We start from the raw sequence: 9,785 nt of genomic DNA on the forward strand, positions 1-9,785 counted from the left end.
CCCTTTTCCTTCGCAAAAACATAACATTTATCAGCTTTTTAACCAACTTATTTCATTCTAACTTATCCAAAAGTCTATTAATGCTTTCATAAGCATTACAAACTTTTATTCGCTCATCCTGATAATCCGAAACATCGCTTTTCAGGTAGCAAAAAAAACCTTTCATCAAAGTACTCTTTAGTACTCCAATCTCTCTTTGTTCTAGTTGCATTTCTTCTAATACAACGCTTACTAATTCCTTAGTAAAATTTTGGTTTACTCCATTGGTTCTCATGCCATTTTTGGATTAAAAGGTTACCCAATTGTGGCGAGAACCAAAATAAGTGTTTCCTCCAGAAGAGTAGAAACAAATACGGCAAATACGGACTTTCACCGTACCTCAATTGGGCAATTTCTTTGAATAGTTTCATAACACGTTATTTTAATTCTCACTGCAAATTTTAGCAGGAAAAACAACATTTCAAAATCACAAAACCACTCACATCTACAAGACAAACCAAAGCCCAAAACCCCCTATGTTTATGATTTTTATAATTAGTGACAACCTATTCTTAATTTTAGTGACAACTTCAAACGATAATTTCAAATAGGTTGTCACTCAAAAAACCGCTTAATTTTTCCATAAAAGCACTTTTTTATCAAAAAGTGACAACGTGACAACCGTGACAACCTTTTTCGCACAAAAGTAAAAAGGTTTTTATCATGTCAGTAAAATCAAAAACGGATTATTAATTTTCCCTACAAAAAATAATTCATTTTTACCTCAAAAAACCTCAATTTTCATCAATTTCAAGGCTTATTTCTCCTTACAATCCCCATCCCGTAAGCCCGCCAATCGCACACCCCAAATTTGGTTCATCAAATACGCAAAACATCCACACAAAACCCCCAATCAGTCATGTTCGAAAAAGGACAAATCAATTTTGGCTCAATTGTCACAACCGCAATTGCCATCATTCTCGCAGGCACAATCATGTCTTATTTCTATAAGAAAATGCCAAAAGACAGCACCACCACAACCGAATAATCATGAAGCCAATTCGCAAAATCACAAGCAAATCAGGGGGAAATCTTAGTATTGAAGAGCTTGAAGAATTAGCCCACAACCCCCAAGCCTTCAAAGGCTACGCATCACAAAATCTTTCATACTTCACAGGTGGGGAACCCCGCCAAAATTTTACAACAATGACAAACGAATCAGCAGCAATTACATTAGGGAATATCTCACAAGTCCCATTCCTTTCAGAAGACGAAAAAAGAAAAGGAATTGCAAATTTTTTAGTAACCAAATCGGGTGAAAACTCTTTTCAGCTCGAAATCGCCAACGCACACTCGGCAGCCATTACCGTATCATTGTTTGCAGGAGCATTCCGTGGCACATCCGACGCACCAAATAGCATTTTAGATGCTGTAACCAACATCACAACAACCGTTTTAACGCCAAATAAAAAGGTTGCTCATTTAATGGCGTTGATTAATGACAATCCAACGTTATTAACAAAAATCCTCATCAACTCAACCGACCCAATCCAAGTAAACACGCCATTCAACGTGAAGCGTATGTTTGCCTTTTCAGATGATACAACTCGCCAGTTGAAACCATCATCTCTTAAATCTGCATACCAAACCAACGACACCGTTGCAGCTTTGCCAGTAAACGAAATGATTGACGCTCGTACAGTAGTAAGTTACTCAATCAGAGCAGGTCAAACTGTAAACCTTGAATTCTTCTTTGGACCAAGCTTAAACACTTCGGTTGCATTTGCTGAATTCATGAAAGCAATCGGTGATTCTGTTGCTATCGTAGGCGAAACCAACATTCAAGCAGCAGCAGCCAGAGCGGCATTCAATGGAGGTGCAAACATTGGTCAACATCTTTTAGGATAATGTACCAAAATCCATTGGCAGGGCTTGAATACTATTCCGTTAACATAATTCCTTCAAGCTTACCAATTATTTCAGAAGAAACGCTAGTCTCAAGTCCCCAACTAATCAAAGTCGTGTCAGATTCGTTAAAGTCAGTAGGTTTAGAAAAACCCGTATCGACCGAAACCATCGCACAGGCATACAGCCAAAAAGGGGGCTTGTTTCTAGACTATCTTACAGAAAATCTTTCATTACAGCAAAATCTTAGCCTTTCACCCGCATTAAAAGAAAATGCACGCAAAGCCCTAAGAACAGTATTGGAAGCCGTAATTGGCAAAGCAAATGAAGAGTTAATCAAAAATGGACAAAATCCAGTAAAAGTGCCGACCAATACAGACACCCCAACAACCCCAACCACAGAAACCACCGATTACAAACCGTATCTAATCGGTGGTTCTATCATCCTAGCGGTTATTGCGGTCTTAGTCTGGATAAAGAAACGCTAAATGAAAGGCATAAAACAAATAGTAGTTATTGACGATATTCCTGATACACCCGCCTGCGTATATCCCGCCACGGGCATCATGGAAATTTCAGCAAAGCATTTTGAAAATATGCCGCCCGAATACCGATTTTTCATTTTGCTACACGAATATTTTCACGTAATAGCAGATACAAAAATCGAAGAACTAGCAGATTATTACGCCTTTCAGGAATATGCCAAACGAGGTTATTCACTCAAAGCCCTAATCAACTGTATAAGCGATATTTTAAACCTTAGTTTATTTGAATCGCACCGAGAGCGAGCGGTAAGACTCCTCATCTTAGCACAACAATACGATAAAGCAAATACAAAAAATGGCAACTAAACGTAAATCAAAAGGTACATCCATCATTGCCAAAATTGGTAAAGAAGCTTCAAAGATGTACAAAGCAGCAAAGAAAAAAGGCTCATCACGCAAGTACACCTCTTTCGTAAAAGAAGCGGCGAAAGCATTAAAAAAGTAAGCCAATGCCAGCAAACTCGACAGGTACGACAGGTAATTATTTAGCTGATATAGGACTTGGACTTTTAAATAATATTGGAATGGTTTGGTCAAGTGGCAACCAAGCCAGTGCAGCCCAAGCCAATGCCCAAGCTCAATTAGCAGCCGCCCAAGCCCAACAAAACGCCAATCTAACAGACTTAGAAAAGGCAAAAATCCAAGCCCAAGCCGACGAAGCCCAACGATTAGCAGACCAAAAATCGCAACAAACGCTTCTAATCGCAGGTTTTGGCGGCTTAACATTTATCGGAATATTGCTATATCTTTTCAAAAAGAAATAGCCTAAACAATACAAAAAATGAACAACGCTTTTAAAGACGAGCTACTAAAACAACAGCGATTGGGCTTCACAAGCGGGCAAAAGATTGGCACATGGGAACACAACGGTTCAGCCATAGTAGCCATTTCAAGACCCGAAGGAACTGTAGTCCTAGTAAACGACGGTACATCCGCCAACCCCGACCTAGCCATCAAAGGGAGAACTTGGCTAAAAAACTTAGGCTACAAAGCCGAAGTAACCAACCAAATCATGGATGATACCGACGGAGTTACTTTCAATCAGGGCTTATTCTACTCTAAAACGGCTCAAAGACCAACCTTAGCAGAACAAGCCCTTTTTAACACCGCCACAACCTCAGGAAGCACCCTAACAACAAATCCAATCTCGTTGACCAACACAGGTACTACCAACACAGTAGTAACAGAATGGTACAAAACAACAAATGGAAAAATCGGACTCGGTGCGGGAATCCTAGCCTTTTTAGGCTTGCTTTGGTACGCTTTCAAAAAGAAAAAATAAATAAAAAAGCCTACTAGATAGGCTTTTTTTTACTCAAATGAATACAGGCGATAAAATATACTCAACTGGTAACGATGTCAACATTCGTGAAAAACCAAGCCTAAACGCAAAGGTTCTTTTCAAAAAGAACTTTGGTGATGAAATCGGTATCGCTACAGGCAAAAAGGTAATTGCCGAACGCTACCCAAACGACGGAACGCCCATCGAATGGATAGAAATTGAATCCGACCCGTTCTTTTATCCGCCAGTCCGTTACGTAGCAAGCCTTTACGCAAGTACAGGCGAACCCGAAGAAACCCAAACCGCAAACATCCAAACTGACGAAACCACCGACCCTTTAGAAACAAAAAGTGATGATTCATCAAAAATCATCATCATGTCAGGTTTACTCGTATCAGTTGTTTCATTAGTCATTTTAGCATTCCGAAAGTCATGATAACAAACATCAAAAAAGACAGTATTGTATTAGCTGACAGCCCCCAAACAGGCTTTGTCAACATCATGACAGACCCTAACGATATAAGTTCAGTCGTTAGAAAAGTTGATACAGGTGCAGTCGTTGGCAGATTGACAGGCAATCACAAGATTTTCGGTCAAATCCTTTTTGTAGAGCTTGTTTATGATGAAAGAAGCCTAACAAACTGGATTGAAGATAAAGGTTTTGTCAATGCCAGCCTAGTAACCGATTCAACCAACAGCCTAACAAAACCGTATTATGTAACAGCAAACGACGTAAATGTACGTAATACACCATCAACCTCAACAGATGCAAACATAGTAAGAACCGCAAAAAAAGCCGAACTAATCGGTTACAGTTCAGGGGAAAAAATCAACGGATTTATCAAACTTTTCCCCGCAAAAGGAGCAGGAATCATCTATGTTTCAGCATTGTATCTAACCACCGATAAAAGCAAAATCCCCGCTGATTCCGCCTCGAGTACCGTACAAAATACTGATACTTCAGGTGCAGTTTCAATCATGGTTGATGATTTAGGCGATAAGAAGCTAAACGTTTTAGGGGCTAAAATTCCCGTGAATAATACCGATTTAATAACCTATACCGCCATCATTGCAGTTTTAGGAGGTTTATTTTTTTGGCTAAAAAAGAAATTCAAATAGTAAAATATCAACATTATGAACAAGGTATTATTAGGCTTAAAATCAGGAGCGGGTCGGGTAGGTTCAGCCATCGCAAATAGCCGAACCTTACAAGTAATTATCGTAGTATCAATCATTACAGCGGTAATTTATTTCAAAGGAAAATCCGACGGTAAAGACGCACTAGCCAAATACGATGCTAAAAAATTGCCTTCTAACGGCTCAGGAATTCCCGAAGGTTTTGACAACATCGCTAATCAGTTAGTCGATGATTTGTACAAGTCATTCACATCGTGGGTTTTCGACCCTTTCAGCGCATCAAGTTTAGGCTCATACCGAGAAGCCCTGTACACTGTACTAATGTCATACACAAACGACATGGTAACCGCAGTCTATAACAAGTACAATGCCCGTTACGGAACCAGTCGCTCAAAGACATTAACGACCGAAATTGAAGACACCTATTTAGGCAACAACAAAGAGATTTTAATCAAATTAAAGTCGTTAGGACTCTTATAATTTTTCACCCGGACATTCACATATTCACATGATTGATATAAACAAATTGCTCGAAAACGGCATCAAAACCGAAAACACATTCAAGTTCGACCCCGCTCAACTTATCATTTTAGTAGGCGGATTCATGTTAGCAGGATTAATCACAGGCTTTGCATTCGCAGCAGGTCAAAAAGCTTTTAAATAAGATGGCATTATTCGCAGAAAAATATTACAAAGGTTCAGATAAAGCCCTTGTAATTCAAAAATTGGCACAAATAGCTTTAAAAATCGGATGTACCACGGATGAACTTGACACCGTGATTTTTGCCGAATGTGCTTGGAATCCCGCAGCCGTAAACACCGCATCAGGTGCATACGGATTAATTCAATGGCTAAACTCAACAGCTTTAGATATTTTCAAAGTAACCGCAAAATCAATCGGAGCTTTGCCAGCCATCAAACAATTAGATTATGTTGAAACCTACTTCTTAGTAAATATGAAGCGGTTAAAACAAACAAAATTGGCTGATAAGTACGAATTATATTTAGTTGTTTTTCATCCCGCAGCCGTTGGCAAACCAGACAGTTATATCATTCTAGATGCAGCAAAAAGCCTAAAAGGCTATAACTCAAATGCAGGGCTTGACGCAAACGGCAATAAACAAATTACCAAAGGCGAAGTAAAACTTTGGTTTGACAAACAAATCAAAAAAAAAGGCTTATTGAAGGCGTAAAATATTACGCCACACAACCAAGCACAATTTTAACCATAATCATCATAGCGACAATTTCATATTTCGCTTATAAAACGCATAGAAAATGGCTATTATAAATGATAATAATATTCAAAGGATAATAGCATTCATTGAAACAGGTCAACGACCAACGCCCGAAAATATCAACGAAATCGGTATTCTTGCCTTAAACAACAATATCGAACGTTTATTATTATCATTGGCGGGTTACTTGTGGGATGAACGCCCCAAACGTTTTGCAACCGAAGCAGGGCTTGCAACCATACCAGAACAATTTGAGGGACTAATCATCATAGAATCAGATTCAAACTTTTTAAGCGAACCTTCGCTTTATATGCGTTTGAATTATCAAAATATCGTAATATTCCCACATACGCCAGACGCACCACTTTATACAAACCTCTACAAAGTAATCAAAGCCACAGCCCCACCATCAAGCGGGCAATTTGGTGTAATATATTTCGATACCGATGATTCAACCATGAAAACTTGGAACGGAACAACATTCGATACAAGAACAAAAGTTGAACATCAACGCTACGATTATTACGCTACTTATGCAAGTGCAGTCGCTCAAATGTCAGCATACGACGGAGTAATGAAAGACATCATCGTAATTCAGGATGAAAACAACAGCGGGAAAGTAACAAAATATTTTTTCGATGGTACTGAATACGTAGCAATCAACAACTCATTATTAAGCCGTATCGAAGCACTAGAGTACATCTTAATTCAGGTACTTACATTCACGAATAACGTAAACGTTGTACAAAAAGGAAGCACCGTTTCAAGTATCACTTTCGGTTTTACTTTCAACAAAACACCCGTTTCCATTTCGATAAATAACGGAATAGGCTCAATTACGCCAACTTCGGAAACATCGAAAACAGCAACCGTAAATATCACAGCCAATACAACATTTACGATTTCGGCAAACGATGGACAAAACACCGCCACCCGTACAACATCCATCCGTTTCGATAACAGAATGTTCTTCGGTTCAAGCCCAAATACTACGTTAACCAATAGCGAAATTTTAGACTTACAAAATTCAGTATTGGTTAATGCAAGACAAAGAACCGTAACCCTAGCAGGAAACGCAGAACACCCCGTAATTGCCTATCCTAAGAGTTTAGGTTTACCAACCTTCATAATGGCAGGATTAGAAAACACGGATTGGACAATTACCGAACAAAACGTAACCAACAGCGACAGTTTCACAGAAGCATTTTATATCTGTGTAATGAACACAATTCAAAATTCATCATCAATCGCAATAACGATACAATAATGACAGGAGGGACAATTATATATTCAAAGCTAACAAGCCCAAACCCAGCGGATAAAACGCCTCATGTTGACGCAAAAAAAGTAGAGGGAGGGCATCAGATTGTTGATACAATTGAAGAAAGAGACTTGATTGATGCTGAAATTAGGCGTGAGGAAATGACTTGCTATGTAAAAGATACAGGTATAATCTATCAATTAGAAGGAGGAATTTTAAACGAAAATTGGATACCTGCTTTTATTCGTGTAGAAATGCCAAATAATTATGCTTTAATCTCATCCTCTACCCATAAAAGATTTATTATCGTTACAGCAGATGAAATCAACAATTCTGGAGGAACAGGATTGTACTTACATAACGGGATAGAACCAAAAGAAATCTTATTACTATGAGTGATTTAACCACAAAATTTAGACAAAAAGATAGCAACGATAGAACACTTGCTATAAACAAATGGCAAAATGTCGGCACACGAATTTTTGGCGGTCGTATGGGTACTTATTCTCAAAGTGCTACATACACACATCAAATAACATTAACAGTAGAACAACATTTCGATGCTGTTAGAATAATTCATGCAAACACATTCAAAAATGGTAGCTTCGTAACAACTACTGTTGGGGCTTCTGTAATATCTTCATTAACAGATGCAAATAATTCTGGAGGGACTTGGTATAGCGTAATAGATGACTCTAACCGTGGTTTTTGTTGGGCAATGTCACCAGCAGATTCACGGATTGAGTATAATTTATCTGAATGGATACCAATCAAAAGCATCCCTCGAACCGACGGAGGTACTTTGCCTTTATTGGTTGTAAGAAGTGTTATCAAAGGAAATACGCTTGGCATTCCTTGCGTTGGGGATGGTTCAGATGTCTTTAGCAACTGGGCAACAAACCCATCAGGTAGAATTTTTATTTCTAGAAGACAGCAAGGGGATTTTGTTAGTTCTCCAACAGGTTTTAGTTCCACAACAAACTTGAATCAAAGTGCTATTGTAGGTGTGCAATATGCAAGTCGTGGAAAAGTAATCACTGTCATGGGGAATGGCGATTCAATCACAGATAGCCGAGGCACATACCTCGGTCAAGGCTTTATTTATTCCGCTTGTCAAGAACTCACAACACCTGAAATAGCCGTAGAGTATGCTAACTGTGGATGGAGTGGGCAATCTCCACAGGAATTCTATAATAGAGGATTCGATATTCTTCAAAGTGAAATAAAACCAGACGTACTAGTTTTTCCCTCAAATAGCCCAAATATTGGCGAAATTATGAATGAGACTATAATCAACACAAGTGCAGGGCTTAGAAATGCACTAATTGCGGAATGCACAAAAAAAGGAGTTATCCCTGTAATGTGGACAATGTTACCAGTCAACAACTCACAGAAAAATTTTGGAAGTTCTGACGCATTAAGAGTTGCTGATAATTTACAGCTAACAACATTAGCTGCAAATAGCAACTATGTATTTATAGCCGATACTGCAACAGCTTTGAGCGGTACAACTATAGATAATCAGGTTCAAATGTTAATAGGAAGTACCGACGACGGGATTCACCCGAACGATACAGGAAACGATATTTTGAAGGGTGTAATAAAAGAAACAATAAAAAAAGCTACAGGATTATGAAGAGATACACTTTAATTGACCAATCCGAAGTTTCAATTAGGGAAAGTGGGATTTATTCAATGTTTGGAACTAGTCAAACGGCATCAACATGGACTCTTCCATCAAGATACTCTACTAATTCAAAAGCAAGAGAAACCCTAATTCTTCTTTCAAATGTATCAAGTCAGTGTATTATAACACTGAATACAAGGGGAGGTGAACAGTTTAGACTAAAAGGAGTCACAAGCAATTCAATTACAATTAGGCCTCAACAAGAGTGCCTACTCTGGAACGATGGTACCTATTGGATTCCATCCTTCTGGAAAAATGAAATAGAAGTAAGCACTTCATCATTCGACCCTGCTAGTGTAGCTAGTAATGCAACAGTTTCAAGTACGGTCACTGTATCAGGTGCTAGTTTAGGCGATTTTGTATTAACTTCTTTCTCATTAAACATTGCAGGGCTAATACTTCAATCTTATGTTTCATCCGCCAATACCGTAACAGTTACATTTATAAATCTAACTGTTTCTACTATAGATTTATCTGCTGGAACATTGAAAATTAAAATTATTAAATAGATGAACCACGAAACCAAAACAACAATCTTAACACACTTAGAGAGTGTGTTAGAATACTTCACAGATTCTGACATTTCAGGGCTTAGGGGTTTTCTTTTATCCTTAACGCCTTTTATTATATCCCTAACCTCAATGAATCAAATTTTATCTACCATTTCCGCCATCAGTGGCATCATTTGGCTTTGGGTTTGTATTTATTACAAAATCAAAGCTGCTAAAACCACAAAAAAAGATGAATGATT

18 protein-coding genes are annotated in these 9,785 nt (G+C 38.4%); 17 read left to right on the top strand and 1 reads right to left on the bottom strand.

Going from position 1 to position 9,785, the window contains the following annotated elements; all coding sequences use genetic code 11:
* Window positions 1–52: 52 nt before the first annotated feature.
* A complete protein-coding gene (locus VB776_RS16310) occupies window positions 53–274 on the bottom strand; it encodes a hypothetical protein (protein ID WP_323697885.1) in 222 nt (73 codons plus the stop codon).
* A 624-nt stretch (window positions 275–898) separates the two neighbouring features.
* On the opposite strand from VB776_RS16310, the gene VB776_RS16315 reads away from it, so the two are divergent.
* The 17 genes from VB776_RS16315 to VB776_RS16395 all read left to right on the top strand — a co-directional run bounded on the left by VB776_RS16315 (window position 899) and on the right by VB776_RS16395 (window position 9,783).
* Window positions 899–1,027 (top strand): hypothetical protein, encoded by a 129-nt coding sequence (locus VB776_RS16315; protein ID WP_323697887.1) that lies wholly within the window; start codon window positions 899–901, stop codon window positions 1,025–1,027.
* Window positions 1,028–1,029: 2 nt separating this feature from the next.
* Complete coding sequence (locus tag VB776_RS16320; protein WP_323697889.1) at window positions 1,030–1,887, top strand: hypothetical protein; 858 nt, start codon at window positions 1,030–1,032, stop codon at window positions 1,885–1,887.
* Window positions 1,887–2,372, top strand: a complete 486-nt coding sequence (locus VB776_RS16325; protein WP_323697890.1) for a hypothetical protein — start codon at window positions 1,887–1,889, stop codon at window positions 2,370–2,372. Before VB776_RS16320 ends, VB776_RS16325 begins: the two co-directional genes overlap by 1 nt.
* Window positions 2,373–2,735 (top strand): hypothetical protein, encoded by a 363-nt coding sequence (locus VB776_RS16330; RefSeq protein ID WP_323697892.1) that lies wholly within the window; start codon window positions 2,373–2,375, stop codon window positions 2,733–2,735.
* Window positions 2,725–2,874 carry a hypothetical protein gene (locus VB776_RS16335; RefSeq protein ID WP_323697894.1) on the top strand — a complete coding sequence of 50 codons (150 nt, stop codon included), beginning with the start codon at window positions 2,725–2,727 and terminating at the stop codon, window positions 2,872–2,874. The genes VB776_RS16330 and VB776_RS16335 overlap by 11 nt, the downstream gene beginning before the upstream one ends.
* Window positions 2,875–2,878: 4 nt before the next feature.
* Complete coding sequence (locus VB776_RS16340; protein WP_323697895.1) at window positions 2,879–3,193, top strand: hypothetical protein; 315 nt, start codon at window positions 2,879–2,881, stop codon at window positions 3,191–3,193.
* Window positions 3,194–3,210: 17 nt separating this feature from the next.
* Window positions 3,211–3,711, top strand: a complete 501-nt coding sequence (locus VB776_RS16345; RefSeq protein ID WP_323697897.1) for a hypothetical protein — start codon at window positions 3,211–3,213, stop codon at window positions 3,709–3,711.
* Window positions 3,712–3,748: 37 nt separating this feature from the next.
* Window positions 3,749–4,147, top strand: coding sequence for a hypothetical protein (locus tag VB776_RS16350; RefSeq protein ID WP_323697899.1), 399 nt, complete (start codon window positions 3,749–3,751; stop codon window positions 4,145–4,147).
* Window positions 4,144–4,830 (top strand): hypothetical protein, encoded by a 687-nt coding sequence (locus VB776_RS16355; protein ID WP_323697900.1) that lies wholly within the window; start codon window positions 4,144–4,146, stop codon window positions 4,828–4,830. The genes VB776_RS16350 and VB776_RS16355 overlap by 4 nt, the downstream gene beginning before the upstream one ends.
* A gap of 15 nt (window positions 4,831–4,845) precedes the next feature.
* A complete protein-coding gene (locus VB776_RS16360) occupies window positions 4,846–5,328 on the top strand; it encodes a hypothetical protein (protein ID WP_323697902.1) in 483 nt (160 codons plus the stop codon).
* 28 nt (window positions 5,329–5,356) lie between these two features.
* Window positions 5,357–5,512: a hypothetical protein gene (locus tag VB776_RS16365; protein ID WP_323697904.1), complete on the top strand. Its 156-nt coding sequence runs from the start codon at window positions 5,357–5,359 to the stop codon at window positions 5,510–5,512.
* 1 nt (window position 5,513) lies between these two features.
* Complete coding sequence (locus tag VB776_RS16370) at window positions 5,514–6,041, top strand: lysozyme family protein (RefSeq protein WP_323697905.1); 528 nt, start codon at window positions 5,514–5,516, stop codon at window positions 6,039–6,041.
* 85 nt (window positions 6,042–6,126) lie between these two features.
* Window positions 6,127–7,353 (top strand): hypothetical protein, encoded by a 1,227-nt coding sequence (locus VB776_RS16375; RefSeq protein WP_323697907.1) that lies wholly within the window; start codon window positions 6,127–6,129, stop codon window positions 7,351–7,353.
* The gene (locus VB776_RS16380) at window positions 7,353–7,742 is read left to right on the top strand and encodes a hypothetical protein (protein WP_323697909.1); all 390 of its coding nucleotides are present in this window, start codon (window positions 7,353–7,355) and stop codon (window positions 7,740–7,742) included. The genes VB776_RS16375 and VB776_RS16380 overlap by 1 nt, the downstream gene beginning before the upstream one ends.
* Entirely contained in the window at window positions 7,739–8,983 is a 1,245-nt protein-coding gene (locus tag VB776_RS16385; protein ID WP_323697910.1) for an SGNH/GDSL hydrolase family protein, read from the top strand. Before VB776_RS16380 ends, VB776_RS16385 begins: the two co-directional genes overlap by 4 nt.
* The gene (locus VB776_RS16390) at window positions 8,980–9,543 is read left to right on the top strand and encodes a hypothetical protein (RefSeq protein WP_323697911.1); all 564 of its coding nucleotides are present in this window, start codon (window positions 8,980–8,982) and stop codon (window positions 9,541–9,543) included. Before VB776_RS16385 ends, VB776_RS16390 begins: the two co-directional genes overlap by 4 nt.
* The gene (locus tag VB776_RS16395) at window positions 9,544–9,783 is read left to right on the top strand and encodes a hypothetical protein (RefSeq protein WP_323697913.1); all 240 of its coding nucleotides are present in this window, start codon (window positions 9,544–9,546) and stop codon (window positions 9,781–9,783) included.
* Window positions 9,784–9,785 lie beyond the last annotated feature (2 nt).

Origin of the sequence: Arcicella gelida (assembly GCF_034931025.1) — a bacterium.
In the GTDB taxonomy this organism is placed as follows: domain Bacteria; phylum Bacteroidota; class Bacteroidia; order Cytophagales; family Spirosomataceae; genus Arcicella; species Arcicella gelida.

Bases quoted from the DNA above. Each gene is read 5' to 3' on its own strand.
- VB776_RS16310 (WP_323697885.1), bottom strand. From the start codon at position 274: ATGAGAACCAATGGAGTAAACCAAAATTTTACTAAGGAATTAGTAAGC.
- VB776_RS16315 (WP_323697887.1), top strand. From the start codon at position 899: ATGTTCGAAAAAGGACAAATCAATTTTGGCTCAATTGTCACAACCGCA.
- VB776_RS16320 (WP_323697889.1), top strand. From the start codon at position 1,030: ATGAAGCCAATTCGCAAAATCACAAGCAAATCAGGGGGAAATCTTAGT.
- VB776_RS16325 (WP_323697890.1), top strand. From the start codon at position 1,887: ATGTACCAAAATCCATTGGCAGGGCTTGAATACTATTCCGTTAACATA.
- VB776_RS16330 (WP_323697892.1), top strand. From the start codon at position 2,373: ATGAAAGGCATAAAACAAATAGTAGTTATTGACGATATTCCTGATACA.
- VB776_RS16335 (WP_323697894.1), top strand. From the start codon at position 2,725: ATGGCAACTAAACGTAAATCAAAAGGTACATCCATCATTGCCAAAATT.
- VB776_RS16340 (WP_323697895.1), top strand. From the start codon at position 2,879: ATGCCAGCAAACTCGACAGGTACGACAGGTAATTATTTAGCTGATATA.
- VB776_RS16345 (WP_323697897.1), top strand. From the start codon at position 3,211: ATGAACAACGCTTTTAAAGACGAGCTACTAAAACAACAGCGATTGGGC.
- VB776_RS16350 (WP_323697899.1), top strand. From the start codon at position 3,749: ATGAATACAGGCGATAAAATATACTCAACTGGTAACGATGTCAACATT.
- VB776_RS16355 (WP_323697900.1), top strand. From the start codon at position 4,144: ATGATAACAAACATCAAAAAAGACAGTATTGTATTAGCTGACAGCCCC.
- VB776_RS16360 (WP_323697902.1), top strand. From the start codon at position 4,846: ATGAACAAGGTATTATTAGGCTTAAAATCAGGAGCGGGTCGGGTAGGT.
- VB776_RS16365 (WP_323697904.1), top strand. From the start codon at position 5,357: ATGATTGATATAAACAAATTGCTCGAAAACGGCATCAAAACCGAAAAC.
- VB776_RS16370 (WP_323697905.1), top strand. From the start codon at position 5,514: ATGGCATTATTCGCAGAAAAATATTACAAAGGTTCAGATAAAGCCCTT.
- VB776_RS16375 (WP_323697907.1), top strand. From the start codon at position 6,127: ATGGCTATTATAAATGATAATAATATTCAAAGGATAATAGCATTCATT.
- VB776_RS16380 (WP_323697909.1), top strand. From the start codon at position 7,353: ATGACAGGAGGGACAATTATATATTCAAAGCTAACAAGCCCAAACCCA.
- VB776_RS16385 (WP_323697910.1), top strand. From the start codon at position 7,739: ATGAGTGATTTAACCACAAAATTTAGACAAAAAGATAGCAACGATAGA.
- VB776_RS16390 (WP_323697911.1), top strand. From the start codon at position 8,980: ATGAAGAGATACACTTTAATTGACCAATCCGAAGTTTCAATTAGGGAA.
- VB776_RS16395 (WP_323697913.1), top strand. From the start codon at position 9,544: ATGAACCACGAAACCAAAACAACAATCTTAACACACTTAGAGAGTGTG.